This is a genomic window from Serratia sp. P2ACOL2, assembly GCF_003691565.1.
GTDB lineage: Bacteria > Pseudomonadota > Gammaproteobacteria > Enterobacterales > Enterobacteriaceae > Serratia > Serratia liquefaciens.
On the sequence record NZ_CP033162.1, the window covers coordinates 155,083 to 181,579 of the forward strand.

The following is a 26,497-nucleotide window of genomic DNA, read 5'->3' on the forward strand; positions in this document are numbered from 1 at the left end:
ACGTTCGCGTGTGCAAAAGCCCCGGCCAATTGGTTGGGGCTTTTTTTTGCGTGCTTTGTCTCACTGCTTTTGATGATATTTATGCAGACCGGGCTGATTTAGCTGGTAAACTGATCTTTCATCAGCTGTCGCTCAAGACGTTGGCCAGCACCAGTGGCAACGGATGCTTAAGAGATAGCAACGCTTTCTGATAAGCTTTTGCGAAACTCTCAATATAGATGGGGAACAAGATGCGGATTAAAGCCTTACTGGGTCTTTCGGCAGCCTTGCTGCTGGCAGGTTGCAGCAGCACCAATGAACTTTCCGCCGCAGGTCAGCAGGTTAAATTTACCGATACCAAACCGGCGGCAGAATGCCAGCTGGTGGGCGAAGTGACTGGCACCCAGAGCAACTGGTTGTCCGGTAACGGTGGTGAAGGCAGCTCCATGCGCGGCGCGGCAAACGATCTGCGCAACAAGGCAGCGGCAATGGGCGGCAACGTGATTTATGGTGCTACCAGCCCAAGCCAGAACCTGCTTTCAAGCTTTGCCCCGCTGGACAGCAAAATGGCCGGCCAGGTTTATAAGTGCCCGTAACGCAAGATTAATGCGTACGTCATAGCATAAAAAAGAGGCATGCCCAGGCATGCCTCTTTTGTTTTTGTCATTCCGTCGGTCAGTCAATCTTGCATCAGGCGCAGGTCGAGCGGCGTTTTGCTTGGCTTGCCGCCGACTTCACGGGTCAGACGCGGCACCATATATCCGGAAACCTTGCTCAGCAGCGCCTGCATAATGGCGCGCGCTTCGTCGTCACTGACCATAAAGTGCGCCGCGCCTTGTACCTTATCCAGCACGTGGATGTAATAGGGCAGGATACCGGCGTCAAACAGCGCATTGCTCAGCGCCGCCAACGTGTCGGCGTTGTCGTTGATGCCGCGCAGCAACACACTTTGGTTCAGCAAGGTGACGCCGGCCAGACGCAGTTGCGCCATGGCTCCCTGCAGTTCACGGTCAATCTCATTGGCATGATTGATGTGCGTGACCATCAGCACCTGCAGGCGTGAGGCCGACAGCCTGCGGCACAGTTCTGGCGTGATACGTGCCGGGATCACCACTGGCAAACGGGTGTGGATGCGCAGGCGTTTTACGTGCTCAATGGCTTCCAGTTCCCCGATCAGCCAGTCCAGCTCGTGATCTTTGGCCATCAGCGGATCGCCACCGGAGAAAATAATCTCATCCAGTTCCGGGTGTTGGCGGATATAATCCAACGCCTGACGCCAGTTGGCTTTATTGCCCTGGTTGTCCTGATACGGAAAATGGCGACGGAAGCAGTAGCGGCAGTTAACCGCACAGCCGCCTTTAACCAACAGCAAAGCACGATTACGGTATTTGTGCAGCAGGCCTGGCACCACGCTACGCTGTTCGTCCAGCGGATCGGTCGTGAAGCCGGGTGCATTGATGAATTCTTCGCTGGCGGTCAGAACCTGACGCAATAGCGGATCATTGGCGTCGCCGGGACGCATGCGTGCGGCGAAGGCGCGGGGTACGCGCAATGCAAACAGCCGACGGGCTTCACGGCCCTGCGGCAGGTCCGGATGCGTATTCAGTGACAAAAGCTGCAGTAATTCATCGGGATCGGTAATAACATCGGCGAGTTGATGCAACCAATCTTCTCTATATGCCGTACTTTGGGTTATAATGTGTGCCATTTTTTTGGCTAAGCTACCAGTTTAAATATTCAGAGGGCCATCATGGCGACTTATTCTAGCAACGATTTCCGTCCGGGTCTTAAAATCATGTTCGAGGGCGAACCTTACGCAATCGAATCCAGTGAGTTCGTTAAACCGGGCAAAGGCCAGGCATTTGCGCGCGTTAAAATGCGTCGTCTGCTGACCGGTACTCGCGTTGAGAAAACCTTCAAATCTACCGACTCTTGCGAAGGCGCGGACGTGGTAGATACCAACATGAACTACCTGTACAACGACGGTGAGTTCTACCACTTCATGCACCCTGAGACTTTCGAGCAACACGGTGTTGAAGAAAAAACCGTTTCTGATGCGGCAAAATGGCTGCAAGACAACGCAGAATGTATCGTTACCCTGTGGGACGGTCGTCCAATCGCGGTTCAGCCCCCGAACTTTATCGAAGCAGAAATCACTGACACCGATCCAGGTCTGAAAGGTGATACTGCCGGTACCGGCGGCAAGCCTGCCACCCTGAGCACTGGCGCCGTGGTTAAGGTTCCATTGTTCGTACAGATTGGTGAAGTTGTTCGCGTTGACACCCGCTCTGGCGAATACGTCTCACGCGTAAAATAAGTTTCAAAAGAAAGGAGCCCTGCGCGGCTCCTTTGTTTTACCTTCCGTATCTCGTTGGCAGAATCTACATAATGAAAAAAACTCTGTTAGCCGTTGTCTCCCTACTGTTACTGATGTCCCTTAGCGGCTGTAATACTTTCCGTGGTTTCGGTGAGGACGTTCAGCACCTCGGCGGCGCTATTTCGCGTACTGCCAGCTAATAACCATTAAAGCCTCTAATGTAATCGTGCGAAATAAAACCATTTTAAACAGCAACTCTCGCTAATATTTACTACGCTTAGAAAGCCGTACTTTTTCATCACTGACAAATAAGGACTTTCCTATGCTGAAGAAAAGTATTATCGCGATTTTCTCTTTGATGATCTTGACCTCATTGACCGCATGCAACACCACTCAGGGCGTGGGCGAGGACATCCAGGCTGGCGGCAAGGCTATCCAGCGTAGCGCGGAATAACTCCCTTTACTGACTTGCGGTATTCCGCGAAAAGCTGCCCAAAGGCATCGTTGTGGGATACCGCTTCCCCTGTTGACCTATCTCCTGCCGAAAGCTTTGTACTGTTATCCTCCCCGGCAGTGGGTATAATCCCCTGGCATATCACAACGCTAAATGGGACGACCCGTTTACGCATCTGCATTCGGGGACGACCCCACCGTTATGGAGCCTGTTTCATGGCTTGGATTATTCTGCTTATTGCCGGTTTGTTGGAAGTCGTATGGGCTGTTGGCCTGAAATACACCCATGGTTTTACTCGTTTGACCCCCAGCATTATTACTGTTGCCGCCATGGTGGTCAGCATGCTGCTGTTGGCACATGCGATGAAAACGCTGCCCGCCGGCACGGCTTATGCCGTTTGGACAGGCATTGGTGCGGTAGGCGCGGCAATTATGGGGATGGTGTTACTTGGTGAATCAACCAATATCGCGCGCATCCTCAGCCTGTGCCTGATTGTTGTCGGCATACTTGGGTTGAAGTTCAGCAGTCACTGATGCTGCGTTTGTTTCACCCAGATTAGCTTATCCGTATCAAAGCCGTTGTTTTTCGCGGTTTGCACTAATCTGTCGCGCGTGGCGGCGTCCAGCGTCGGCGTGCGCGACAGTATCCACAAATACCCTCGGTTTGGGCCGCAAACCAGCGCGTAGCGGTAATCTGCATCCAACTCAATCACGTTATACCCGCCGTAGAAAGGCCCAAAAAAGGACACCTTGAGTGCGGCTACCTGCGGTGAGCCGGTAAAATAGGCCTTGCCCGTGCTTTCCTGCCATTGTTGTTTTTGCGTATTAAAACCCCGGTTCACCACTTTGAGGCCGCCGTCTTCGCGTGGGCTGTAGTTGGCGGTGACCTGTTCGAGGCCGCGTTCAAAACGGTGATCAAAACGCGCGATTTCATACCAGGTGCCGAGATAGCGCTGGGTGTCGAAATCATTCACTACTTTGATGTTCTTCGGCGGGGAAACGCTGCAAGCGGCGGAAAGGAAGGCGGGAATGATCGCGCATAGCTTTGACCGAAAACGCATTGGTTACTCCTGTTTACCGGGTTGGAATAAACAGTGTAGCCGAAAGGTAAAGCAGACGGCCAACGGGAGTTGGCCGCCAGAAGTGTTTTACAGCGTCACCACGCCGATAACGGTGACGACGCTGAGGATGGCCGCCAGGCCATAGAAGACCCATTTACCGGCCGGCACGTGGATTTTCAAATCGTGCATCGCATGGTGTATACGGTGCAGACCGCACCACAGCGGCAGGATAATCATCAGCAGCAGGAACAGCCGGCCAATCAGGCTCTGGCAGAAAGCCAACACGCGGTCATAGCCCAGCGCATCGCCTGGGAACCACCCCAGCGGCAGCAGAATGCCGACCAGCAGCACGATAGCGGGCGCGATGATCGCGCCCCACATGCCGCCGGCGCCGAATAATCCCCAGAAAACCGGTTCGTCTGAGCGTTTAGGTGCTTGATTTATCATGTTTCCTCCGGATTACAGCAGGGCCACGGCCAGGATGACCACGCTGGCGACCAGCGTTACCGCCCACAGCGCTTTGACGATAGGCCCTGGCCCCATTTTTTCGCTGTTGACCACGATATTGGCGGCTTTCGGTGCCAAATCGAACCAGGTTTTGGTGTGCAGCAACGCCGCCAGCAGGGCGACTACGTTAATCAGCAGCACCAGCGGGTTTTGCAGAAAACCGACGAACCCTGCCCAGCTCTCCGCACCGCCTTTCAGCGCAAAAACGCCGTAGATCAGCACGATGCTGAACCACACGGCCGGCACCGAGGTCCCTTCACGCAGCATATAGAAACGATAGAAGCCGAGCTTTTGCCACCAGGTTGGCGTCATGGTGCGCACATAGGGCTTACGTTGTGTTGTCATTGCGGTTTCTCTCCCTTATTGCGGCTTCAGCATGGCGATCATGAAGTCTTTGGCACTTTCCACCTTGCCCTGCTGGATAGCAGCGGCCGGGTCGACGTGCTTCGGACACACTTCAGAGCAGTAGCCGACAAAGGTACAGCTCCACACGCCGTTTTGGCCGTTGAGTTGCGCCATGCGCTGTTTCTGGCCGTGGTCGCGATTATCCAGGTTGTAGCGGTGCGCCAGGGTGATTGCCGCCGGGCCGATGAACTCTGGGTTCAAACCGAATTGCGGGCAAGCGGCGTAACACAGCCCGCAGTTGATACAGCCGGAGAACTGGTGGTACTTGGCCATCTGCGCCGGTGTTTGCACGTTAGGGCCGTCTTCCGGTTTGCGGTTATTGCCGATGATGTAAGGCTTAATCGCCCCCAGGCTTTCGATAAAGTGGGTCATATCGACCACCAGATCGCGTTCAATCGGGAAGTTACCCAGTGCCTCTACCTTCATGCCGTCGGTGTATTCGCGCAGGAAGGTCTTGCAGGCCAGTTTCGGTACCCGGTTGACCATCATGCCGCACGAACCGCAGATAGCCATGCGGCATGACCAGCGGTAGGAAAGGTCCGGCGCCAGGTTATCCTTGATGTAACCCAGCGCGTCGAGCAGCGAGGTTTGTTCATCGTAAGGCACCGCGAAGGTCTCGAAATGTGGCTCTGCGTCGCATTCCGGGTTATAGCGCATGACCTCGATTTTCAGGGTGTTCATCTCAGCCATTTGCCTGCTCCTTATCCTTTTTGTCCTGCGCTTCGGCTTCAGCGCCGTACACACGTTTGGCCGGTGGCAGTTTGGTGATCTTCACGTCGCTGTATTCCAGGCGCGGTGCGCCGTTAGGGTTATGGAACGCCAGCGTATGCTTCAGGAAATTTACGTCGTCACGTTCGGTGCAGCCTTCATCCAGACGCTGGTGGGCACCGCGGGATTCTTTACGGTTAAAGGCGGAGTGCGCCATGCATTCGGCGACGTCCAGGCCGTAGCCCAGCTCGATGGTGTACAGCAGGTCGGTATTGAACACGCTGGAGTTATCGGTGATTTTGACGCGCTTGAAGCGTTCTTTCAGCTCAGCCAGTTTATCGATGGTTTTTTGCATCAGTTCTGGCGTACGGTAGATACCGCAGCCTTCTTCCATCGACAACCCCATTTCATCGCGAATCTTCGACCAGTTTTCGCTGCCTTCCTGCTTCATCAAATTGCTTAGTCGGGTTTCGACGTCGCGCCCTTGCGCATCAAGGGCACTGCCATTGGCCGGGCCAGATTCCAGCGAGCGACGAGCTGCATGCTCACCGGCCACCCGGCCGAACACCACCAGTTCCGCCAGCGAGTTGGATCCCAGACGGTTGGCACCGTGCAGACCGACTGAAGAGCATTCGCCGACGGCGAACAGCCCCTTGATGCGGGTTTCACAGTTTTGATCGGTTTCAATGCCGCCCATGGTGTAATGCGCCGTTGGGCGTACCGGGATGGGGTCTTTTACCGGGTCGACGCCGACGTAGGCCTTGGCCAGTTCACAGATGAACGGCAGGCGTTCGAGCAGCTTCTTTTCCCCCAGATGGCGCAGGTCGAGATAGACCACGTCGCCGCGCGGGGTGGCGATGGTGCGACCGGCACGCCATTCGTGCCAGAAGGCCTGCGAAACTTTATCGCGCGGGCCCAGCTCCATGTATTTGTTCTTCGGCTCGCCCAGCGGGGTTTCCGGGCCCATGCCGTAGTCCTGCAAATAACGGTAGCCGTCTTTATTCACCAGAATACCGCCTTCGCCGCGGCAGCCTTCGGTCATCAGGATGCCGGAACCCGGCAGGCCGGTAGGGTGATATTGGACGAACTCCATATCGCGCAGTGGGATGCCATGATGGAACGCCATGCCCATGCCATCACCGGTGACGATGCCGCCATTGGTGTTGTAGCGGTACACGCGTCCGGCACCGCCGGTGGCCATGATCACCGCATTGGCGCGGATCTGCACGCGGGTGCCTTCCATCATGTTCATTGCGACCAAACCGCGGACCTGACCGTCATCCACCAGAATATCCAGCACAAAGTGCTCGTCGAAACGTTGGATTTGCGGGTATTTGAGCGAGGTCTGGAACAGGGTATGCAGCATGTGGAAGCCGGTCTTGTCGGCGGCGAACCAGGTTCGTTCAATCTTCATGCCGCCGAAGCGACGCACGTTGACCGAACCGTCCGGTTTACGGCTCCACGGGCAGCCCCACTGTTCCAACTGGGTCATTTCCCGCGGGCAGTTGTGGACGAAATGGTCGACCACGTCTTGCTCACACAACCAGTCGCCACCGGCAACGGTGTCATTGAAGTGGTAGTCAAAAGAGTCGTGATCCTGAGTGACGGCGGCGGATCCCCCTTCGGCGGCTACCGTATGGCTGCGCATCGGGTAGACTTTTGAGATGAGCGCGATTTTCAGTTGGGGGTTGGCTTCCGCTGCGGCTATTGCTGCACGTAAACCAGCACCCCCGGCCCCAATAATGGCAAGATCGGCGTTAAAGGTTTGCACTGCATTCCTCCAATATTCTTGTTAAGAACGGCAAATTAAATATCTATGCTTAATATTTATAAATATTCTTCGGGTGCTAACTAACTGAGTTCATTGTCGTTGCATAAAGCTTAAGGATAGATATCTCCCACCAATAATGTGGAATTAACTATACCTAAAGTTAAGTAGAAGAAATTTGATGTGATCGATTGTTTTGCCTTTTAACCGGCGGGCGGAAGGATAATTGCCTGTGGGTTGGATTTAACGTTTATTCAACTTTTATTAACCTTTTTGCCAACTATTTATCAGGTAATGTCGAGGTTAAAGCGGCCGAGCTGTTAAGAATTTGTTTGCATGCCAGGATACGAGTAGACTGCATCCCCTGTTTGATTTCGGAGTAATTACCATGAGCGAAACGGCAAGCTGGCAGCCAAGTGCACCCATCGCCAATTTGTTGAAACGCGCAGCGATCCTGACTGAGATCCGGCGTTTCTTCGCCGATCGTGGCGTGCTGGAAGTTGAGACGCCAACCATGAGCCAGGCGACGGTCACCGATATTCACCTGTTCCCGTTCCAGACGCGTTTTGTCGGGCCCGGAGCGGCGGATGGCATGACGCTGTACATGATGACCAGCCCGGAATACCACATGAAACGTCTGCTGGCGGCGGGCAGCGGGCCGATCTATCAGATGGGACGCAGTTTCCGCAATGAAGAGGCCGGTCGTCATCACAACCCTGAATTCACCATGCTGGAGTGGTACCGTCCGCACTACGACATGTACCGGCTGATGAACGAGGTGGATGATCTGCTGCAGCAGGTACTGGACTGCGAGAGTGCGGAGACCCTGTCTTATCAGCAGGCTTTCCTGCGCCATCTGGATATCGATCCGCTGTCGGCGGAGAAGGTACAACTGCGTGAAGCGGCGGCCAAACTCGATCTGAGCAACATTGCCGATACCGAAGAGGATCGCGATACGCTGCTGCAATTGTTGTTTACCGTTGGCGTGGAGCCGTACATCGGCCGTGATAAACCGGCGTTCGTTTATCACTTCCCGGCCAGCCAGGCGTCGCTGGCGGAGATCAGCACTGAAGATCACCGCGTGGCGGAGCGTTTCGAAGTCTATTTCAAAGGTATTGAACTGGCGAATGGCTTCCGTGAACTGACCGACAGCCGCGAGCAGCGTCAGCGTTTTGATCAGGACAACCGCAAGCGAGCGGAACGCGGTTTGCCGCAGCACCCGATTGATAACAACCTGCTGGATGCGCTGCAGCACGGTATGCCGGAGTGTTCCGGTGTGGCGCTAGGCGTTGATCGGCTGGTGATGCTGGCGTTGGGCGCTGAAAGCCTGAGTGAAGTGTTGGCCTTCCCGGTCGGGCGCGCATAACCGCTAATTCAGCACCATTGCGATAAAAAAAGGGTTCGGCCATGGCCGAACCCTTTTTGCATTCGGCGGTTACAAACTGCCCGATTCGCGTTTGGTGTTGGGCGCCGGTGTGGAGGCCGGCGTGCGACCGTTGCTGGTCAGGCGGGAGAGCGTCTCGCTGCGAACCTGGAATGGTGGGTACGGCAGCGTAATGCCGTGCTCGCGATAGCCGGACAAGATCAACTGATGGATCTCGTGGCGCAACGGCATGCGGTGGCCCATCTCGGCGGCGTAAATACGCAGTTCAAAGATCTGGATACCCTGCTGCAGATCGACCAGATAAACCTCCGGTGCCGGATTATCCAGCACCAGCGAACAGCGTTCGGCGGCATTGGTCAGGATTTTGGTCACTTCTTCGCTGTTGGCTTCTGCCGGTGCCGGTACGGTCAGTACCACACGAGTCAGGTTGTCCGACAGCGACCAGTTAATGAACTGCTCGGTGATAAACGCCTTGTTCGGCACGATGATCTCTTTGCGATCCCAGTCCGAAATGGTGGTGGCGCGGGTGTTGATCTTGGTGACGGTACCGGTCAGGTTGCGGATCGTCACGGTATCACCAATGCGGATCGGTTTTTCAAACAGGATGATCAGGCCGGAGATAAAGTTGGAGAAGATCTCCTGCATACCAAAGCCCAACCCCACGCTGAGCGCGGTCACTACCCACTGCAATTTCGACCATTCGATACCGATCCAGGAAAAGCTGAGGATGGCGCCGAACAACAACAACAGATACTTGGTAATAGTGGTGATGGCGTAGCCGGTGCCCGGCGACAGATCCAGGTGCTGCAGTACCGCCAGCTCCAGCAGGGCCGGCAGGTTACGCACCAACTGCATGGTAACGATCAGCACCAGGATGGCGATCAATACCGCACCCAAGGTGATTGGATGCGCGGTTTCCACGCCGTTGACCGTCGAGGTCACGTCCCACAGGGAGATGTTTTCCAGGAAGGCGAAGGCCGAGTGAATTTCTGACCACAGCACGATCACCGACACCAGCGCGATCATCGTCAGGATCGAACGAACCAACCGGAGCGACTGGGCGCTGATGGTATCCAGATCGATTTCTGAATCATCCATGTCCATCGATCCTTCGGTGCTATTGGGCGTATGCGGTGTTTCTTCTTCACCGCGCGCACGCTGAGCCAGAATATCGGCCCGGCGTTGCTTGGCGCGGTCAAAGGCGATACGTCGCCGTTGGATCAGCATCCAGCGGCGAATAATGTGGTAAATCACCAGCAGGAAGAACCAGATGGCCACCGACGTTTCCAACCGTGCCAACAGTGCCTGAGAGGTGGTCAGATAGCCGACGGCGGAGGCCAGCGCCGCCAGCAGCGGCGCGGACAGCAATAGCCCCCACAGCGCGGTGTTGACCATGTTGTCGCCGGAGCCTTTTTTATCCAGATACAGCGGAATGCCGGCACGTTTCAGGCTATTGGTGACGATGGCCAAAGCCAGACACAGCAGGATAAAGCACAGCCGCCCCAGGGTATTGGCAAACTCGCGTTCTTTCAGGCTGTCGAAGGTGATCAACGCCATGATCAGCGGCACTATCAGCCAGATCGACATTTTGTAATAGCGCATGGCGCGTGAAACCTGCTTCACCGGCCAGCGGAAATGCACGATAAACAACCCCTGTGGGTGGGCGAAGGCGGCGCAAATCATACATACCCACAGGATCGGCAGCGTGGCGGTGACACCCTTGCCGATCGCTTCGGCTACCGGGTAGTTCCAGGCGCTTTGCAGGCCAAAGCCGAGCGCTGCCCAGAGCACCGGCAGCGGCAGTGCCACCAAAATCGACCAGAATACGGTGCGCAGGGTCAGGAAGAATTCGTCCTGGGTCACTTTGCCAACCCGGCTGCTGGCGCGCGTCAGGAAGGCGTGGTAGTGCTTGCGAGAGCTGATGCTGAAAATAACCAGCAGCAGGGCACCGAAGATGGGGATCAGCGTTTCGCGGCTGGTCACCATCATCATGAAGGCCCCACCGAGCTGTGACAGCGTATCCAGCGACAGCAGACGTGTCAGATCGTGCGCGACGTTAATCGGATAGGACAGGGTGATAGGATTGACGTCAGGCACCCAGAACAGATAGCGGTGGGTGGCGTCCTTGATTTCGTTTAACGCCTCGATCAACTGGGTGTTGGCCACTTTCAGCTTGGTCAGCTCGAGGATCTGAGTATCGCACCCGGACAGCAGTGAATTCAGCAGTTCCCTCTGAGTGCGTAACTGGGCGTCGACAATGCGTCTTTCCGCGCTGGTCAGTTCACTGCCGTCGTCACGTTTGAATTCGCGCTGAGACAGTTTTTCCAGTTGGCTTTCAAACTGCAGGCGCTGTACGCGCAGTTGGGCCATATCGCCATCGAGCTGCTGCGGCTTGGGCATTTCCGGCAGCGTGGCGACCTGAGCACGCAGGGTTTCTCCCAGCGCCGATGAGGAGCCGAGCCACTGGGCCTGTTCGATAATGGTGCTTAATGCCTGGCGCACCTGCAGCGTTTGCGCGGCGGCCTGACGTTGTTGGGATGAAATCAGATCCATGCGCTGGGCCTGATTGTTCAGCGCCGCAGACAGTTCACGGTTGATTTGTAACTGCTGACTGATACTTTTCGGCAGATCGCCATTTTGCTCGGCCAACTGCTCGGTTTTTTCCAGTGCCAGTTCGGCTTCGCGCTGTCGCTGGGCATTGAGGTTATTGCGCAGCGCCTGCAGTTGAACGTCAATCTTCTCGTGGCGCTTTTTGTAGACTTCGGCGCGCATCCGCGCCAGTTCCTGGCGGTTGTTGGCCGACAGCTGTGCCAGTTCGAGCTCATCGACTTTGGCTTTGCGTGCAGCGGCTTCCGCCTGCAATAACGCCAGCGCAGCCTGAGCATGCGGAGTGGTCGGGTTGGCGGGTTGTGCCTGCAGGCGACGTTGAACCTCGGTCAATGCACGGCGAGCGTCGGTCTGCTGCTGCGGCAATTGGCCGAGGGAATCGCTGATTTCCCGCGTGCGCTCCTGCTCTTGCTGCAGCAAACGCGCCTGTTCCAGCAGCAGGCTGCTGGTTTGCAGGATTTGCTGTTCCAAATCGCTGGCTGGCAGGTTATCGCCGTTCGGCAGGATTTTGCTGTCTTCCAGCGCTAACTGACGACGCAGTTCCTGCGTCATCTTCGGGAAATCGTCGATCACGCGCTGATACTGCTCAACGCGCGTTAGCGACTCTTTACGCTCCGACAGCCAGTTGAGGGCGCTTTGCAACGCCTCAGTGGTTTCCGCCTGATTAGGCGCGCTCTTGTTGCTCTCGGCCTGCTTCAGCTCCTGTTTGAGCTGTGTTTCGGTGGGCACCGTGGCGGCCAGCACCGGTTGAGCCAGTAAGCAACCGAGCAATAACGTGATAATCAGGCGCACAGCGTCAATTCCTTCAGATCTGCGGTGTTTCAACGGCAGCAGACGCGGCCGGGATTTCTGCGAAGGCTTCGCCCATGCGGGTCACGGTGCCGTTGTTCAGCTGCGGCGCGAACTGTACGCTGCCTGGGGTAAACAGGTTAATGACCGTCGAACCCAGCTTGAAGCGGCCCATTTCTTCGCCTTTCTCCAGCACGATAGCGCCTTCCGCACCTTCTTCAGGATAGGTCCAGCGTTTGATAATGCCTTCGCGTGGCGGGGTTACCGTGCCGGCCCAGACGGTTTCGATGCTGCCGACGATGGTGGCGCCCACCAGGATCTGCACCATTGGCCCGACAGCGGTATCAAACACGCAGATCACACGCTCATTGCGCGCGAACAGGTTTGGCACGTTGGCCGCGGTCAATGGGTTAACGGAGAACAGGTCACCCGGCACATAAATCATTTCGCGCAGCACGCCGTTGCACGGCATATGTACGCGGTGATAATCCCGCGGAGCTAGGTAGGTGGTGGCGAACAGACCGTTACGGAACGGCTCTGCCAGCACATAGTTGCCGGCCAACAGCGCTTCCAGGCTGTAGTTGTGGCCTTTGGCCTGGAAAATTTGGTCGTCGTGGATCTGGCCGAGCTGGCTGATGGCACCGTCTGCGGGCAGGGCCAGCCAGTTGGCGTCGCTGATGATCGGGCGGGCGCCGTCACGCAGCGGGCGTACAAAGAATTCGTTGAAGCTGGCGTAGGCGCTCAGCTCTGGATGTTGCGACTCTTGCATGTTTACGCGGTAATAACGGGCAAAGCCCTTCAGAACCAATTGGGTCAACCAACCGGCCTGCTTGTCCGCACCCCAGCCCGCCAGGCGGGTCAGAGCCAGCTTCGGTAACCAGTACTGCAATTTAATTTTGATGCTATCCAGCACGTTTAACCTCTTGAATCAGGGTAAAGGGCGCGCATTGTAACGCTGGCTCTGCCACCGTCAACGCCGCCCGGCATTATCAGTCTGCGGCATCGGTGAAGTTCTTGCGAACCTTCACTTGCGCCATGCTTTCCAGAATACGGTGATAGTTGTCGAAACGTTCTTTGGCGATATCGCCTTTTTCCATTGCGGCACGGATAGCACAGCCTGGATCGGTATCGTGGCGGCAATCACGGAACTTGCAACCGCCTAAATAGTTACGGAATTCGACAAAACCTTGGGTGATTTGTTCCGGTTCAAGGTGCCACAGGCCAAACTCACGTACGCCTGGGGAGTCGATCACGTCGCCGCCGTGCTGGAAATGATACAGCCGTGCAGCGGTGGTGGTATGTTGCCCGAGCCCAGAGACATCGGAAACCTGATTTACCAGAATTTGCTCTTTTGAGGCTGGCAGCAGAGCGTTAAGCAGGCTGGACTTGCCGACCCCGGACTGCCCGGCGAAAATACTGATGCGCCCGACCAGCGCCTGTTCGAACGCTTCCATGCCTTCGCGCGTCTGGCTGGAGACTTCCAGCACCCGATAACCAATCTTGCGATAGGTATCCATCATGCCGTCGACCCGTTTGCGCGCTTCGGCATCCAACAGATCGATCTTGTTCAGTACGATCAGCGGTTCAACTTCCAGCGTTTCACAGGCCACCAGATAGCGGTCGATGATGTTCAGCGAAAGCTCGGGTAATATCGCCGAAACGATAACGATTTGGTTGATATTGGCGGCGATAGGCTTCACGCCGTCATAGAAATCTGGGCGTGTCAGCACCGAGGTGCGTTCATGCACGGCCTCGACAATGCCTTTGACCCCTTCATGGGTACCGACGCCAGGGCGCCACACTACGCGATCGCCGGTGACCAGCGAACGCAGCGTACGGCGAATATTGCAGCGGTGTTGGGTGCCGTCCGCTGCCTCAACGTCGGCATGCATCCCGAAACGGCTGATGACGATACCGTCCTGCGGCTCGCCCAGTTGGGAATCATCCAGTTCCGGTTTTTTATCGGTGCGTTTCAGGCGACGTTGATGGTTCGCCTGTACACGGCGTTCTTGACCTTTGGACAGTTTGTTCTTGCTCACTGCGCCTCACTTGAATCCGCTTTATCGCTCATGGCGACCAAAAGGACTATGATACACGCTATTTTATATTAAATAACCGTTGTTAGCCGCCACGCGCAGCGCACCTTGGCCGCTGAACGGCCAGCGCCGGTCGCCGCCTTGCCTACAGTTTGTTTATCTTTTGGCTTTTACGCAGGAAATATCATGACAGGAAACGAAAATAACCTGATTTGGATCGATCTGGAGATGACCGGGTTGGATCCTGAACGCGATCGCATTATCGAGATCGCTACGCTGGTCACCGACGCCAATCTGAACATTCTCGCGGAAGGGCCGGTGATCGCCGTACACCAATCCGATGAACAGCTTGCCCTGATGGATGACTGGAACGTGCGCACCCATACCGGCAGCGGCCTGGTGGAGCGGGTGAAAGCCAGCCAGTTCGACGACCATGCCGCTGAGCTGGCCACCATCGCCTTCCTGCAGCAGTGGGTACCGGCGGGCAAATCGCCGATCTGCGGCAACAGCGTGGGTCAGGACCGCCGTTTCCTGTTCCGCTATATGCCCGAACTGGAAGCCTACTTCCATTACCGTTATCTGGACGTCAGTACGCTGAAAGAATTGGCGCGCCGTTGGAAGCCGGAAATCCTCAGTGGCTTCAAGAAGCAGGGCACCCACCAGGCAATGGACGACATTCGCGAGTCGGTAGGTGAACTGGCCTATTACCGCGAGCATTTCATCCAGTTATAACGAATGCAGGGCCTCTTGAGCGGGGCCCTACTGCCGAAAGCAGCCGATTCCGCCGCTTAATTAATCAGTTTGGCGCTTTAATCGGCAATCAAACAAAAATCGCGTTTTTTTGCTTTCAGGGGCTTGCGGCAAAAAGGATTTCTCGTATAATGCGCACCCCGTACCGATGAAGAATTTCGTTTAGTTCCGACATCGATACGCCGGGCGGGAATAGCTCAGTTGGTAGAGCACGACCTTGCCAAGGTCGGGGTCGCGAGTTCGAGTCTCGTTTCCCGCTCCAAATTCAACAATGCTGCTTAGGTGGCGTGATGAATAAAAAAAGTATCAGGTAGTACCCATGCGACGCGGGAATAGCTCAGTTGGTAGAGCACGACCTTGCCAAGGTCGGGGTCGCGAGTTCGAGTCTCGTTTCCCGCTCCAAAAAATTCAAAGGCCATGTTGTTGTTTGATGGCCGGATGCCCAAAGCATCTCAATGCGGGAATAGCTCAGTTGGTAGAGCACGACCTTGCCAAGGTCGGGGTCGCGAGTTCGAGTCTCGTTTCCCGCTCCAATTTTCTCTTCGTTTCAAACTCAGTCCAACGCCTTTAGCGGCGCGGTTCTTTGTCTCGTTATACATACCCTGTCGAAATGTTGTGAACAGACTTATCCACAGGTAGCGCTCATAATACCCGCAGCTCAAAAAATCAACGCCACACAAATGAAATATTTATCGCATTGATTTGTATGCATATTTATTTATCCGAAAACGTTATACCGATCACTTGCTCTTTTTGTTGCAGTTGAAAGACAAAGCATTTTTATTTTTATGCACAAATCCACAGAGTGACTATCGGGTCTGAATGAAAGATTTCAGGCATCCCTCGGCAATCCTTTTTCCACAGCCCGTATCAATCGTTTTTTCTGCGTTGTCTGCACTTCTATGCCTTGCGCCTCACGCCGCGCCAACTGTTGTTCCAGTGCCCAGTGGATATGTTCGTCCAGCATTGCGTCCTGTGCCAGCCGGGAGCGCAACGCCACCACTGCCGCATCCTGGTAAGGGGCGTTGCCCAGCGCCACGGCGATATTGCGCAGCCAGCGTAAATGGCCGATACGCCGGATGGCGGAGCCTTCGGTGATGCGCAGGAATTTCTCTTCCGTCCAACCAAAGAGTTCGATCAGTTGCGGTGCATGCAGTGCGGCGCGTGGGCTGAAATCGTCTTCGTCGGTAAGTTGCGAGAAGCGGTTCCACGGGCAGATAAGCTGGCAATCATCACAGCCGTAAATACGATTGCCCAATAACGGCCGGAATTCTTCAGGAATGGCGCCTTCCAACTCAATCGTCAGATAGGAAATGCAGCGGCGCGCATCTACGGTGTAGGGGGCGACGATGGCGCCGGTTGGGCAAGTGGTGATACAGGCGACGCAGCGGCCGCACTGTTCCTCCTGGGGCTTATCCACCGGCAGCGGCAGGTCGATCAGCAGTTCGCCAAGAAAGAACCAGGAGCCGGCTTCGCGGTTTAAAATAAGTGAGTGTTTACCAACCCAGCCAATCCCGGCTTTGGAGGCCAGTGCGCGTTCCATCACCGGTGCGGAGTCGACAAAGGGGCGGAAATTAAGTTCGCCGCAGTAGGCCTGGATCTGATCGCCGAGTTTTTTCAGCCGTTGGCGCAGCAGTTTGTGGTAGTCCCGCCCGAGCGCATAGCGGCTGACATAGCCTAATTCTGGGTTGTTGAGGGTGCTGGCGAAGGCCGCTTTGGCCGGCAGGTAGTTCATGCGCACGCTGATCACGCGCAGCGTGCCGGGCAACAGCTCATGTGGCCGGGCGCGCAGCATGCCATGGCGTGCCATCCACTCCATTTCACCGTGGTATTGTTTGTCCAACCAGGCCTGCAGCTTGGGCTCTTCCGCGCTCAGATCGGTGTCGCAGATGCCTACCTGCTGGAATCCTAGCGATTGCCCCCATTGCTTGATATGTTGGGCGAGTTGATTGAGATCGAGGGGGTGAGTCATGACGGGCCACAGTGAAAAACGATACTCTGACAGTTTACCACACTCTGTCTGGTCTGCGGACTGGATCCGGCGAGCAGAAGCAAGCGCCGCCGCCTCGCAGGGCATTTCTCTCTATCAACTGATGCAACGTGCCGGTGAGGCGGCTTACACGCTGGCGTGCGACCAATATCCTGCCGCCCATCACTGGCTGGTGCTGTGCGGTCATGGCAACAATGGCGGTGACGGCTATGTTGTCGCCCGTTTGGCTGCGGCGGCCGGTGTCAAAGTCAGCCTGATTGCCTGCGAAGGCACACGGCCACTGCCCCCAGAAGCGGCTGAAGCCAGACAGGCATGGTTGGCTAGCGGCGGCGAGATCCATCCGGTCGACAGCCGCTGGCCGGAAGACGTTGATCTGATCATCGACGGCCTGCTCGGTACTGGGTTAAGCAGTGCGCCACGGTCGCCGTACGATGCCCTGATTGAAGCGGTTAACCGCAGCCGCGCGCCGGTTATCGCACTCGATATCCCCTCGGGCCTGCAGGCTGAAAGCGGTGCCGCGCCTGGAGCCGTCATCCGCGCAACGCATACCATGACTTTCATCGCGCTTAAACCTGGCCTGCTGACCGGCCAGGCTCGCGATTGGGTGGGGCAACTTCACCAGAGTACGCTAGGATTATCGGGGTGGCTGGCAAAGCAACCGACGCAGATTCAGCGGCTTACTGCCGAATCGCTGTCCCAGTGGCTGAAACCGCGTCGTCCCTGCTCACATAAAGGTGAACAGGGGCGTTTGTTAGTGGTGGGGGGCGATCACGGCTTTGGCGGCGCGATACGCATGGCGGCAGAAGCGGCGTTGCGCAGCGGCGCAGGATTTGTGCGAGTACTCACTCACATTGAGCATGTCGGGCCCTTGCTGACCGCCAGACCGGAACTGATGGTGCAACCGCTGAGCGACGAAGGGTTGCAGCAGGCGCTCGACTGGGCGGATGTGCTGGTGATTGGCCCGGGGCTGGGTCAGGGCGAATGGGGTAGGAATGCGCTGAAAATATTGCAAGCCAGTGATAAACCGGCGTTATGGGACGCCGATGCGCTGAACTTACTGGCATTAAATCCCGAGAAGCGTCAGAATCGTGTGATTACCCCGCATCCTGGGGAGGCGGCACGCCTGCTGGGGTGCCGTACCGCCGAGATTGAGAGTGACCGCTTACTTGCAGTTCGTAATCTGGTCACGCATTACGGTGGCGTGGCCGTGCTGAAAGGTGCGGGTACGTTGATCGCCGATGATCAAGGCCAGATGGCGATCGCCGACGTCGGCAACCCCGGCATGGCCTCTGGTGGAATGGGCGATGTGCTGTCCGGTATCATCGGCGGTTTGCTGGGGCAAAAGCTCTCACTGTATGATGCAGCCTGCGCCGGTTGCGTGGCGCATGGCGCAGCTGCCGATCGCGTGGCGGCAAGACAAGGAATAAGGGGGATGCTGGCGAGCGATTTATTGCCGGAAATCCCTTATTACGTTAATCCTGAGTTGGCATAAATAGAAACTATCGAATGAAAGAACTCGTTTTACCTCTGCCGGATGAGGCAGCGACTGTCGCATTGGGTATCGCCTTGGCCAAGGCGTGCGATCGCGCCAGCGTAATTTACCTTTACGGTGACCTGGGCGCCGGTAAAACCACCTTCAGCCGTGGTTTTCTGCAGGCATTGGGCCACCAGGGCAACGTTAAAAGCCCAACTTATACGCTGGTGGAGCCTTATGCGCTGCAGCCGCTGGCGGTATACCATTTTGATCTGTATCGCTTGGCCGATCCGGAAGAACTCGAATTTATGGGCATTCGCGATTATTTTGCGCAGGATGCCATTTGCCTGGTGGAATGGCCACAGCAGGGGACCGGCGTCTTGCCGGAACCTGATTTGGAGCTGCATCTCAGCTACCAGGATCAGGGGCGCGAAGCAAAAATTCAGGCGGTTTCTGCCTACGGCAGCCAGCTTTTAGACCGTATTCACGGGCCACAGGAATGACGCCGCAATGACGTATGCGTTGAGAAAATTACTCGTAATCGCCCTGATCGCCGTATTGGGGCCTTTGGGTGCAGCCAGTGCGTTGGCCGCATCGTCGTTGTCTGATATTAAAGTCACCAATGCCCAGCGCGAAGCCACGGTATCGGTGAGCTTTACCGGTCCGCCGGACTATGCCTTCTTCCCGTTGCACGGCCCGGATCGCGTGGTGTTGGATGTAAACCAGAAAGGCAAGGTGGGCGGTTTACCGTTAAATTTCAGCGGCCAGAACCTGGTGAAAAGCATTCGTTCCAGCGCGCCGAAAGACGCCCAGAGCGTAAGGCTGGTGTTTGATCTGACCCAGCGCGCGAAGACCCGGGTAGCCACACGCCAGAACGGCAGTGTCTATACCGTGGTGTTCACCATCGCCGCCGAGGGCAGCGCAAACACTACAGTACGAAAAGCCCCGACGCCGGCACCGGTGGTCGTGAACCCACCGACGCGTAAAGCCCCGGTGGTGGTGAGTGAGCCTGAACCAGAGCCCGCTCCGGTGCGTAGAGCGCCAAGTGGTTCCAATCCTTTCACCAATAAGCCTACCGTGGTTGCGGGTACCGCATCTGAGGTCACGCCGCGCAGCAGCCGCGTATCCGCCGGTTCCGGCGATCGGGTGGTGGTGGCTATTGATGCCGGTCACGGCGGTCAGGATCCGGGCGCCATTGGCCCGAACGGCCTGAAAGAGAAAAATGTAACTATCGCTATCGCTCGCCGCCTGCAGGCATTGTTGGATGCCGATCCCCAGTTTAAACCGGTGTTGACGCGCAACGGCGACTACTTCATCTCAGTGATGGGGCGCTCTGACGTGGCGCGTAAGCAAGGCGCTAACGTGTTGGTCTCGATTCACGCTGACGCCGCGCCAAACCGCAGCGCCAACGGGGCTTCGGTTTGGGTGCTGTCCAACCGCCGCGCCAACAGTGAGATGGCCGGCTGGCTGGAACAACATGAGAAGCAGTCCGAGTTGCTGGGCGGTGCGGGTGATTTGCTGGCCAACAGCCAGGCGGATCCTTACCTGAGCCAGGCGGTGCTGGATCTGCAGTTTGGTCACTCGCAACGCGTGGGCTACGATGTCGCAGTAAAAGTGCTGCAGCAGTTGCAGAGCGTCGGCTCATTGCATAAACGTCGTCCTGAACACGCCAGCCTTGGCGTGCTGCGTTCGCCGGATATCCCATCCTTGTTGGTGGAAACAGGATTTATCAGTAATAGCACGGAGGAGCGGCTGCTCGGCAGTAGCGCATATCAGGAGAAAATTGCCCGGGCGATCCACAACGGCCTGCGCAGTTATTTCCTGGCGCACCCGCTACAAGCCGACCCAAAGGTGGAAAACCGACCGCTGGACGTCGCAGCGGCGGTTAACTCCTCCACACAAGACGTCAGTCAGCCCGCGCCGATCGTCAGTTCGGCCGGCAGCAGCCGCATTAGCGGTAAAACGCAGATCCACGTGGTGAAGCGAGCCGAAACGCTTTCCGGCATTGCCGACAGCTATGGCACCACCATGGCGGCGTTGCGTGATCTCAACAAGCTGAAAAAAGACGGCGTGTGGGTCGGCCAGCGCCTTAAAGTGCCGGCGGGTAAAACCGCCGCGACGGTCAGTACGGTCGCCAAGGCAAAACCCAGTGTGAAGAAGCCGTCCAGGCACAAAGTGACCCGCGGTGATACCTTATCCTCCATCGCTACTCGTTACGGTGTCAGCGTCAGCGACCTGAAACGCGTGAATAAACTGAAGTCGGACGTCGCGCCGCTGGATCGGACGCTGACCATTCCGCAGGCCTAGCGCCACTATTAGTTAGAGGAGTCAGCATGCCCATCCAGGTGTTACCGCCCCAGCTTGCCAACCAGATTGCCGCCGGTGAAGTGGTCGAACGGCCCGCGTCAGTGGTAAAGGAACTGGTGGAAAACAGTCTGGATGCCGGTGCAACGCGCATTGATATTGATATCGAACGCGGCGGTGCCAAGCTGATTCGCATCCGCGATAACGGCTGCGGCATCGGTAAAGACGATCTGGCATTGGCATTGGCGCGTCATGCCACCAGTAAAATCAGCACGCTCGACGATTTGGAAGCCATCGTCAGTCTCGGTTTTCGCGGTGAGGCGTTGGCCAGCATCAGCTCGGTTTCCCGTTTGACACTAACCTCACGCACTGCGGAACAAAATGAAGCCTGGCAGGCTTACGCCGAAGGTCGCGATCAGGCGGTGACGGTTAAACCGGCGGCACACCCGATAGGCAGTACGCTGGAAGTGCTGGATCTGTTCTACAACACCCCGGCACGGCGCAAATTTATGCGCACCGAGAAAACCGAATTCGGTCATATCGATGAGGTGGTGCGGCGCATTGCGCTGGCGCGTTTCGATGTGGCGATCAACCTCAGCCACAACGGCAAACTGATCCGCCAATATCGCGCAGCCAAAGACGAAAGCCACTATGAGCGCCGCCTGGGCAGCATTTGTGGCCCGGCTTTTTTGCAGCATGCGTTGAACATTTCCTGGCAGCATGGCGATCTGGCCATTCGCGGCTGGGTGGCTGATCCCGCCGGTGCACGCCAATTGGGCGAGATGCAGTATTGCTACGTCAATAGCCGTATGATGCGCGATCGTCTGATCAATCATGCCATCCGCCAGGCCTATCAGGATCAGTTGAAAGACGATCAGCAGCCCGCGTACGTACTGTATCTCGAGGTCGATCCGCACCAGGTAGACGTGAATGTGCATCCGGCCAAGCACGAAGTACGTTTTCATCAGGCGCGATTGGTACATGACTTTATTTATCAGGCGGTAACTACCGTGCTGCAGCAGGTCGGCAACGCGCCGCTGCCGCTGGACGATGAGCCGGAACAACCGTCGGCGCCAACCTGGCAGCCGGAAAACCGCGTCGCCGCCGGCGGCAACCATTTTTCGCAGCCGGCGTCGCGCCGTGAACCTCAGCCGAGTGAACCGGGCGTCGCGCGCGAGCGTGCACCTCAACCGGCCTATCAGGCAGGCAACGGCTACCAAAAGCGCGAAGGCGAGCTTTACGGCAAACTGATGCAGGCTGCTCCGGTGGTGGAGCCAGCGCCAGAAACGCCGAAACAACCGCTGTTCCCACCAGTAAAGGCTGAGCGAGAAGTGCCGCTGGACGGCAGCCAGCACAGTTTTGGTCGGGTGCTGATGATCCATCCGCCGTGCTTTGCCCTGATTGAGCGTCGCCAGCAATTGATGTTGCTCAACCTGCCGGTGGCCGAGCGCTGGTTGCGCCAGGCGCAGCTTAATCCAGCTGAAGAAGGCCTGCGGCCGCAGCCGCTGCTGATCCCCATCAAACTGACGCTGAATAAGCAAGAAGCGGCCGCCTGTGTGCGCCATCAGCCGTTACTGGTCAAAATGGGATTGGATTTGCAGGCGGATCATGGGCGTGTGACGTTGCGCGCAGTACCTTTACCATTACGCCAACAAAATTTACAAAAACTGATACCCGAACTGTTAGGCTATCTGGCCGAGCATCAGGAGATGTCGCCCCCGGTGTTAGCCACCTGGTTCGCCCGCCACTTGGGCAGCGAACATGAGCAGTGGAACACCTCGCAAGCGATACAATTGCTGACCGACGTTGAACGACTTTGCCCGCAGCTGGTCAAATCACCACCGAGCGGACTTTTACAACCTGTTGATTTACAGGCTGCACTGGCAGCCCTTACGCATGATTGAAACTGAAATGACACCACGTCCCCCGGCTATTTTTATGATGGGGCCGACCGCCTCGGGCAAGACCGCGTTGGCGATCGCGCTGCGTGAACGCCTGCCTGTGGAACTGATCAGCGTGGATTCCGCGCTGATTTATCGCGGCATGGATATCGGCACGGCTAAACCGAGCGCGGAGGAATTGGCGCAGGCACCGCACCGGCTGATTGATATTCGCGATCCTGCCGAAGTTTACTCAGCAGCGGATTTTCGCGCCGATGCACTGAAAGAGATGGCCGCCATTACTGCCGCCGGGCGTATCCCGCTGCTGGTCGGGGGCACCATGCTTTACTTCAAGGCGCTGCTGGAAGGTTTATCGCCGCTGCCGCCTGCCGATCCGGCGGTGCGTGAGCGTATCGAACAGCAGGCTGCGGAGCAGGGTTGGGACGTTTTACACCGTCAGTTGCAAGAGATTGACCCGGTTGCGGCATTGAGAATTCATCCTAATGATCCGCAGAGACTGTCCAGAGCACTGGAAGTTTTTTTTATTTCGGGTAAAACTTTAACGGAACTGACTAAAATTTCGGGTGAATCGTTGCCGTATCATGTTCACCAATTTGCGATAGCGCCGACCAGCCGTGAGTTGATCCATCAACGCATCGCGCTGCGGTACCATCAAATGTTGGCGGCAGGTTTTGAGACGGAAGCGCGTGCACTTTTTGCACGGGGTGATTTGCATACGGATTTGCCTTCCATTCGCTGTGTCGGTTATCGCCAGATGTGGTCATATTTATCTGGCGAAATTAGTTACGATGAGATGGTTTATCGTGGTATTTGCGCAACACGTCAGTTGGCCAAGCGCCAAATGACCTGGTTACGAGGCTGGAACTCGGTACATTGGCTGGACAGCGAGAAGCCGGGAGAGGCTTTGGACTCGGTAATACAGGTTGTTAGTGCATAGGTCGAGTGATTGTGTACAATTGATGAGTATTCAGCGCGCAAATTTTTTAGGTCGTTTATTTTAGAGCCGACAGGTTCTTAGTTAAAAACAACAAGCAAATAAGGAAAAGATAGAATGGCTAAGGGGCAATCTTTGCAAGATCCGTTCCTGAACGCATTGCGTCGTGAACGTGTTCCGGTTTCTATTTATTTGGTGAATGGTATTAAGCTGCAAGGCCAGATTGAGTCTTTTGACCAGTTTGTCATCCTGTTGAAAAACACGGTGAGCCAGATGGTTTATAAGCACGCTATCTCTACCGTTGTCCCGTCACGCCCGGTTTCGCACCATAGCAATACCCCGAGCGGCGGCACCAGTAACTATCACCATGGTAACAATCCGTCTGCGCCGCAACAGCCGCAGCAGGAAAGCGATGACGCTGAATAAAGCGCGTTGCGAGTCAACCATGAAGGGGAGCATAAGCAGCCGTGGGCTGTTTATGTCCCCCAAACTCACGGGTTCCCGTTTGAGAGGTTGCACGCTTGTTTGACCGTTATGAAGCCGGTGAGCAGGCCGTCCTGGTTCATATCTATTTCTCGCAAGACAAAGACACAGAAGATCTCAGTGAGTTCGAATCCCTGGTGTCCTCTGCGGGTGTCGAAGCTTTGCAAGTGGTGACTGGTAGCCGCAAAGCCCCGCATCCTAAATACTTTGTCGGTGAAGGAAAGGCCGAAGAAATTGCAGACGCGGTAAAAGCCAGTGGCGCATCTGTTGTCCTGTTTGATCACTCCCTTTCTGCAGCGCAGGAGAGAAATCTTGAACGCCTGTGCGAATGCCGAGTGATCGATCGCACCGGGTTGATTCTAGACATCTTTGCCCAGCGCGCCCGTACCCATGAAGGTAAGCTGCAGGTAGAGTTGGCGCAGTTGCGTCATATTGCCACGCGTTTGGTGCGTGGCTGGACCCACCTTGAGCGTCAAAAAGGGGGGATAGGCCTGCGCGGGCCAGGGGAAACCCAATTAGAGACCGACCGTCGTCTGTTGCGCGATCGCATTAGCTTGATTCTACGCCGCCTGGAGCGGGTAGCTAAGCAGCGTGAACAGGGCCGACGTGCGCGTACCCGTGCTGAAGTGCCGACCGTATCGCTGGTAGGGTATACCAACGCCGGAAAATCCACCCTGTTTAACCGAATTACGTCCGCCGATGTCTATGCGGCAGACCAGCTATTTGCCACATTGGATCCTACCCTGCGGCGCATTGACGTGGCCGATGTGGGCGATACCGTGTTGGCGGATACCGTAGGCTTTATCCGGCACCTGCCGCACGATCTGGTGGCCGCCTTCAAGGCGACGCTGCAAGAAACGCGTCAGGCGTCTTTGCTGTTACATGTAATCGATGCCGCGGATACCCGCGTCGATGAAAACATAGAAGCGGTCAATACCGTGCTGGCAGAGATTGAATCGGATGAGATCCCTACACTTTTAGTGATGAACAAAATAGATATGCTGGATGATTTTGTCCCGCGTATCGACCGCAACGATGAAAACTTACCGATCCGGGTGTGGCTGTCCGCCGCCAGCGGTGAAGGTATCCCGTTGCTGTATCAGGCGTTGACGGAGCGCTTATCGGGGGAAATTGCGCATTATGAGCTGCGCTTACCGCCAGAGGCAGGCCGTCTTCGTAGCCGTTTTTACCAGCTTCAGGCAATTGAAAAAGAGTGGAACGAAGAAGACGGCAGCATTGGCGTGGTGGTACGTATGCCTATCGTCGAATGGCGTCGCCTCTGCAAACAGGAACAGGAACTGATTAACTTTATAGTATGATCATATCCTGTTACATTTGAGCTTCGCGTAAGCCTGAAGTACCCAATCACAGAATATGGAGCTAAAACATGGCGTGGAATCAGCCCGGTAATAACGGACAGGACCGCGACCCGTGGGGGAGCAGCAATAACAATGGCGGCAACTCTGGCGGTAATAACAAAGGCGGTCGTGATCAAGGGCCACCTGATTTGGACGATATCTTCCGCAAACTGAGCAAGAAATTGAGCGGTTTGGGCGGGGGCAAAGGCTCCAACAGCAATAACAGCGGCGGCACCGGCACTTCTGGCCCGGGCCTCAGTGGTCGCATCATCGGCATTGCCGCGGTAGCGGTAGTGGTGATTTGGGCTGCCAGCGGCTTCTACACCATCAAGGAAGCCGAACGTGGTGTTGTGACCCGTTTTGGCAAGTTCAGCCACCTGGTTCAGCCAGGTTTGAACTGGAAGCCGACCTTTATCGATGAAGTGCGTCCGGTTAACGTGGAGTCGGTTCGTGAATTGGCGGCGTCTGGCGTGATGCTGACCTCCGACGAGAACGTAGTGCGCGTAGAAATGAACGTGCAGTACCGCGTGACCAACCCGGAAGCCTATCTGTTCAGCGTGACCAATGCCGACGACAGCCTGAGCCAGGCTACCGACAGCGCCCTGCGTGGCGTTATCGGCAAGTACACCATGGACAAGATCCTGACCGAAGGTCGTACTATCGTGCGTAGCGATACCCAACGCGTACTGGAAGAAACTATTCGTCCGTACAACATGGGCATCACGCTGCTGGACGTCAACTTCCAGGCCGCTCGTCCGCCGGAAGAGGTGAAGGCCGCATTTGACGATGCGATTGCCGCACGTGAGAACGAGCAGCAGTACATCCGTGAAGCGGAAGCTTACGCCAACGAAGTTCAGCCACGTGCTAACGGCCAGGCGCAGCGTCTGTTGGAAGATGCCAAAGCGTATAAAGACCGTACAGTCCTGGAAGCTCAGGGTGAGGTTGCTCGCTTTGCCAAGCTGTTGCCGGAATACAAATCGGCACCGCAAATTACCCGTGAGCGTCTGTATATCGAAACCATGGAAAAAGTCCTGAGCCACACCCGTAAGGTGTTGGTGAATGACAAAGGCAACAATCTGATGGTGTTGCCGCTGGATCAAATGCTGCGTGGCCAAACCGGCGCGGCGGCGGACGGCAATAAAGACACCAGCCTGATTCGTCTCAACCCCGCTCCGTCTGCCAACAGCGGCGCCAGCTCCAGCAGCCAGCGCACCAGCAGCGGCTCGGTCATGGACCAGCGCCGGGCAAATGCGCAGCGTGACGACACCACTCGCGTAGGGAGAGAGTAA

Annotated in this window: 25 protein-coding genes and 3 tRNA genes; 18 read left to right on the forward strand and 10 right to left on the reverse strand. The window is 56.3% G+C overall.

Features of this window, described 5'->3' with window-relative positions; translation table 11 throughout:
- The first annotated feature begins 230 nt into the window (after positions 1 to 230).
- Positions 231 to 575, forward strand: a complete 345-nt coding sequence (locus tag EBA31_RS00745; protein ID WP_020824885.1) for a DUF4156 domain-containing protein — start codon at positions 231 to 233, stop codon at positions 573 to 575.
- Between the two features lie 83 nt (positions 576 to 658).
- Here the strand turns inward: EBA31_RS00745 and epmB are convergent, their stop codons facing one another.
- The gene (epmB, locus tag EBA31_RS00750; protein WP_048762794.1) at positions 659 to 1,687 is read right to left on the reverse strand and encodes an EF-P beta-lysylation protein EpmB; all 1,029 of its coding nucleotides are present in this window, start codon (positions 1,685 to 1,687) and stop codon (positions 659 to 661) included.
- A gap of 42 nt (positions 1,688 to 1,729) precedes the next feature.
- Here epmB and efp point away from each other — a divergent pair, with 42 nt between their 5' ends.
- The 4 genes from efp (at position 1,730) to sugE (ending at position 3,283) form a co-directional block, all read left to right on the forward strand.
- The gene (gene efp, locus EBA31_RS00755) at positions 1,730 to 2,296 is read left to right on the forward strand and encodes an elongation factor P (RefSeq protein WP_020824887.1); all 567 of its coding nucleotides are present in this window, start codon (positions 1,730 to 1,732) and stop codon (positions 2,294 to 2,296) included.
- A 71-nt stretch (positions 2,297 to 2,367) separates the two neighbouring features.
- The gene (locus EBA31_RS00760) at positions 2,368 to 2,496 is read left to right on the forward strand and encodes an entericidin A/B family lipoprotein (RefSeq protein ID WP_232103375.1); all 129 of its coding nucleotides are present in this window, start codon (positions 2,368 to 2,370) and stop codon (positions 2,494 to 2,496) included.
- A 122-nt stretch (positions 2,497 to 2,618) separates the two neighbouring features.
- On the forward strand, positions 2,619 to 2,750 hold the full coding sequence (locus EBA31_RS00765) for an entericidin A/B family lipoprotein (protein ID WP_020824888.1): 132 nt from the start codon (positions 2,619 to 2,621) through the stop codon (positions 2,748 to 2,750).
- 215 nt (positions 2,751 to 2,965) lie between these two features.
- Complete coding sequence (gene sugE / locus EBA31_RS00770; protein ID WP_020824889.1) at positions 2,966 to 3,283, forward strand: quaternary ammonium compound efflux SMR transporter SugE; 318 nt, start codon at positions 2,966 to 2,968, stop codon at positions 3,281 to 3,283.
- Here the strand turns inward: sugE and blc are convergent.
- The 5 genes from blc to frdA form a co-directional block, all read right to left on the reverse strand.
- Entirely contained in the window at positions 3,277 to 3,810 is a 534-nt protein-coding gene (blc, locus tag EBA31_RS00775; protein WP_122076691.1) for an outer membrane lipoprotein Blc, read from the reverse strand. The genes sugE and blc overlap by 7 nt on opposite strands.
- A gap of 87 nt (positions 3,811 to 3,897) precedes the next feature.
- Positions 3,898 to 4,257: a fumarate reductase subunit FrdD gene (gene frdD / locus EBA31_RS00780; RefSeq protein ID WP_020824891.1), complete on the reverse strand. Its 360-nt coding sequence runs from the start codon at positions 4,255 to 4,257 to the stop codon at positions 3,898 to 3,900.
- Positions 4,258 to 4,269: 12 nt separating this feature from the next.
- Positions 4,270 to 4,662 carry a fumarate reductase subunit FrdC gene (gene frdC / locus EBA31_RS00785; RefSeq protein ID WP_020824892.1) on the reverse strand — a complete coding sequence of 131 codons (393 nt, stop codon included), beginning with the start codon at positions 4,660 to 4,662 and terminating at the stop codon, positions 4,270 to 4,272.
- Positions 4,663 to 4,677: 15 nt separating this feature from the next.
- Positions 4,678 to 5,412: a succinate dehydrogenase/fumarate reductase iron-sulfur subunit gene (locus tag EBA31_RS00790; protein WP_122076694.1), complete on the reverse strand. Its 735-nt coding sequence runs from the start codon at positions 5,410 to 5,412 to the stop codon at positions 4,678 to 4,680.
- On the reverse strand, positions 5,405 to 7,201 hold the full coding sequence (frdA, locus tag EBA31_RS00795) for a fumarate reductase (quinol) flavoprotein subunit (protein ID WP_020824894.1): 1,797 nt from the start codon (positions 7,199 to 7,201) through the stop codon (positions 5,405 to 5,407). Before frdA ends, EBA31_RS00790 begins: the two co-directional genes overlap by 8 nt.
- A gap of 385 nt (positions 7,202 to 7,586) precedes the next feature.
- On the opposite strand from frdA, the gene epmA reads away from it, so the two are divergent.
- Positions 7,587 to 8,564, forward strand: coding sequence for an elongation factor P--(R)-beta-lysine ligase (epmA, locus tag EBA31_RS00800; protein WP_020824895.1), 978 nt, complete (start codon positions 7,587 to 7,589; stop codon positions 8,562 to 8,564).
- 69 nt (positions 8,565 to 8,633) lie between these two features.
- Here epmA and mscM read toward each other — a convergent pair whose 3' ends face one another.
- The 3 genes from mscM to rsgA form a co-directional block, all read right to left on the reverse strand.
- Positions 8,634 to 11,981, reverse strand: coding sequence for a miniconductance mechanosensitive channel MscM (gene mscM, locus EBA31_RS00805; RefSeq protein WP_048762797.1), 3,348 nt, complete (start codon positions 11,979 to 11,981; stop codon positions 8,634 to 8,636).
- A gap of 13 nt (positions 11,982 to 11,994) precedes the next feature.
- On the reverse strand, positions 11,995 to 12,891 hold the full coding sequence (asd, locus tag EBA31_RS00810) for an archaetidylserine decarboxylase (protein ID WP_020824897.1): 897 nt from the start codon (positions 12,889 to 12,891) through the stop codon (positions 11,995 to 11,997).
- 76 nt (positions 12,892 to 12,967) lie between these two features.
- Positions 12,968 to 14,017 carry a small ribosomal subunit biogenesis GTPase RsgA gene (rsgA, locus tag EBA31_RS00815; RefSeq protein WP_020824898.1) on the reverse strand — a complete coding sequence of 350 codons (1,050 nt, stop codon included), beginning with the start codon at positions 14,015 to 14,017 and terminating at the stop codon, positions 12,968 to 12,970.
- Positions 14,018 to 14,200: 183 nt separating this feature from the next.
- Between rsgA and orn the strand changes: the two genes are divergently transcribed.
- The 4 genes from orn to EBA31_RS00835 all read left to right on the forward strand — a co-directional run bounded on the left by orn (position 14,201) and on the right by EBA31_RS00835 (position 15,297).
- Positions 14,201 to 14,746 carry an oligoribonuclease gene (gene orn, locus EBA31_RS00820; protein ID WP_020824899.1) on the forward strand — a complete coding sequence of 182 codons (546 nt, stop codon included), beginning with the start codon at positions 14,201 to 14,203 and terminating at the stop codon, positions 14,744 to 14,746.
- Positions 14,747 to 14,950: 204 nt separating this feature from the next.
- A tRNA-Gly gene (locus tag EBA31_RS00825) sits at positions 14,951 to 15,026 on the forward strand.
- A 64-nt stretch (positions 15,027 to 15,090) separates the two neighbouring features.
- Positions 15,091 to 15,166: transfer RNA gene (locus EBA31_RS00830), tRNA-Gly, on the forward strand.
- Positions 15,167 to 15,221: 55 nt separating this feature from the next.
- Positions 15,222 to 15,297: transfer RNA gene (locus EBA31_RS00835), tRNA-Gly, on the forward strand.
- Positions 15,298 to 15,596: 299 nt separating this feature from the next.
- Here the strand turns inward: EBA31_RS00835 and queG are convergent.
- Positions 15,597 to 16,736: a tRNA epoxyqueuosine(34) reductase QueG gene (queG, locus tag EBA31_RS00840; protein WP_115060335.1), complete on the reverse strand. Its 1,140-nt coding sequence runs from the start codon at positions 16,734 to 16,736 to the stop codon at positions 15,597 to 15,599.
- Here queG and nnr point away from each other — a divergent pair.
- The 8 genes from nnr (at position 16,735) to hflK (ending at position 26,497) form a co-directional block, all read left to right on the forward strand.
- Positions 16,735 to 18,246 (forward strand): bifunctional ADP-dependent NAD(P)H-hydrate dehydratase/NAD(P)H-hydrate epimerase, encoded by a 1,512-nt coding sequence (nnr, locus tag EBA31_RS00845; protein WP_122076697.1) that lies wholly within the window; start codon positions 16,735 to 16,737, stop codon positions 18,244 to 18,246. The two genes, queG and nnr, sit on opposite strands and share 2 nt — an antisense overlap.
- A 14-nt stretch (positions 18,247 to 18,260) precedes the next feature.
- The gene (tsaE, locus tag EBA31_RS00850) at positions 18,261 to 18,731 is read left to right on the forward strand and encodes a tRNA (adenosine(37)-N6)-threonylcarbamoyltransferase complex ATPase subunit type 1 TsaE (RefSeq protein ID WP_122076700.1); all 471 of its coding nucleotides are present in this window, start codon (positions 18,261 to 18,263) and stop codon (positions 18,729 to 18,731) included.
- Between the two features lie 7 nt (positions 18,732 to 18,738).
- Entirely contained in the window at positions 18,739 to 20,535 is a 1,797-nt protein-coding gene (gene amiB / locus EBA31_RS00855) for an N-acetylmuramoyl-L-alanine amidase AmiB (RefSeq protein WP_020824903.1), read from the forward strand.
- 26 nt (positions 20,536 to 20,561) lie between these two features.
- A complete protein-coding gene (gene mutL, locus EBA31_RS00860) occupies positions 20,562 to 22,436 on the forward strand; it encodes a DNA mismatch repair endonuclease MutL (protein WP_122076703.1) in 1,875 nt (624 codons plus the stop codon).
- Positions 22,429 to 23,370: a tRNA (adenosine(37)-N6)-dimethylallyltransferase MiaA gene (gene miaA / locus EBA31_RS00865; RefSeq protein WP_020824905.1), complete on the forward strand. Its 942-nt coding sequence runs from the start codon at positions 22,429 to 22,431 to the stop codon at positions 23,368 to 23,370. The genes mutL and miaA overlap by 8 nt, the downstream gene beginning before the upstream one ends.
- 114 nt (positions 23,371 to 23,484) lie before the next feature.
- Entirely contained in the window at positions 23,485 to 23,793 is a 309-nt protein-coding gene (gene hfq / locus EBA31_RS00870; RefSeq protein WP_012004894.1) for an RNA chaperone Hfq, read from the forward strand.
- Between the two features lie 95 nt (positions 23,794 to 23,888).
- A complete protein-coding gene (hflX, locus tag EBA31_RS00875; RefSeq protein WP_020824906.1) occupies positions 23,889 to 25,169 on the forward strand; it encodes a ribosome rescue GTPase HflX in 1,281 nt (426 codons plus the stop codon).
- Positions 25,170 to 25,237: 68 nt separating this feature from the next.
- The gene (hflK, locus tag EBA31_RS00880; protein WP_020824907.1) at positions 25,238 to 26,497 is read left to right on the forward strand and encodes an FtsH protease activity modulator HflK; all 1,260 of its coding nucleotides are present in this window, start codon (positions 25,238 to 25,240) and stop codon (positions 26,495 to 26,497) included.

What these genes read in the sequence shown, in the direction of transcription:
- miaA (WP_020824905.1), top strand. Translation starts at nt 22,429, where the DNA reads ATGATTGAAACTGAAATGACACCACGTCCCCCGGCTATTTTTATGATG.
- blc (WP_122076691.1), bottom strand. Translation starts at nt 3,810, where the DNA reads ATGCGTTTTCGGTCAAAGCTATGCGCGATCATTCCCGCCTTCCTTTCC.
- amiB (WP_020824903.1), top strand. Translation starts at nt 18,739, where the DNA reads ATGACGTATGCGTTGAGAAAATTACTCGTAATCGCCCTGATCGCCGTA.
- EBA31_RS00745 (WP_020824885.1), top strand. Translation starts at nt 231, where the DNA reads ATGCGGATTAAAGCCTTACTGGGTCTTTCGGCAGCCTTGCTGCTGGCA.
- epmB (WP_048762794.1), bottom strand. Translation starts at nt 1,687, where the DNA reads ATGGCACACATTATAACCCAAAGTACGGCATATAGAGAAGATTGGTTG.
- queG (WP_115060335.1), bottom strand. Translation starts at nt 16,736, where the DNA reads ATGACTCACCCCCTCGATCTCAATCAACTCGCCCAACATATCAAGCAA.
- EBA31_RS00790 (WP_122076694.1), bottom strand. Translation starts at nt 5,412, where the DNA reads ATGGCTGAGATGAACACCCTGAAAATCGAGGTCATGCGCTATAACCCG.
- sugE (WP_020824889.1), top strand. Translation starts at nt 2,966, where the DNA reads ATGGCTTGGATTATTCTGCTTATTGCCGGTTTGTTGGAAGTCGTATGG.
- nnr (WP_122076697.1), top strand. Translation starts at nt 16,735, where the DNA reads ATGACGGGCCACAGTGAAAAACGATACTCTGACAGTTTACCACACTCT.
- EBA31_RS00765 (WP_020824888.1), top strand. Translation starts at nt 2,619, where the DNA reads ATGCTGAAGAAAAGTATTATCGCGATTTTCTCTTTGATGATCTTGACC.
- tsaE (WP_122076700.1), top strand. Translation starts at nt 18,261, where the DNA reads ATGAAAGAACTCGTTTTACCTCTGCCGGATGAGGCAGCGACTGTCGCA.
- orn (WP_020824899.1), top strand. Translation starts at nt 14,201, where the DNA reads ATGACAGGAAACGAAAATAACCTGATTTGGATCGATCTGGAGATGACC.
- hflK (WP_020824907.1), top strand. Translation starts at nt 25,238, where the DNA reads ATGGCGTGGAATCAGCCCGGTAATAACGGACAGGACCGCGACCCGTGG.
- frdD (WP_020824891.1), bottom strand. Translation starts at nt 4,257, where the DNA reads ATGATAAATCAAGCACCTAAACGCTCAGACGAACCGGTTTTCTGGGGA.
- hfq (WP_012004894.1), top strand. Translation starts at nt 23,485, where the DNA reads ATGGCTAAGGGGCAATCTTTGCAAGATCCGTTCCTGAACGCATTGCGT.
- EBA31_RS00760 (WP_232103375.1), top strand. Translation starts at nt 2,368, where the DNA reads ATGAAAAAAACTCTGTTAGCCGTTGTCTCCCTACTGTTACTGATGTCC.
- epmA (WP_020824895.1), top strand. Translation starts at nt 7,587, where the DNA reads ATGAGCGAAACGGCAAGCTGGCAGCCAAGTGCACCCATCGCCAATTTG.
- efp (WP_020824887.1), top strand. Translation starts at nt 1,730, where the DNA reads ATGGCGACTTATTCTAGCAACGATTTCCGTCCGGGTCTTAAAATCATG.
- mutL (WP_122076703.1), top strand. Translation starts at nt 20,562, where the DNA reads ATGCCCATCCAGGTGTTACCGCCCCAGCTTGCCAACCAGATTGCCGCC.
- frdC (WP_020824892.1), bottom strand. Translation starts at nt 4,662, where the DNA reads ATGACAACACAACGTAAGCCCTATGTGCGCACCATGACGCCAACCTGG.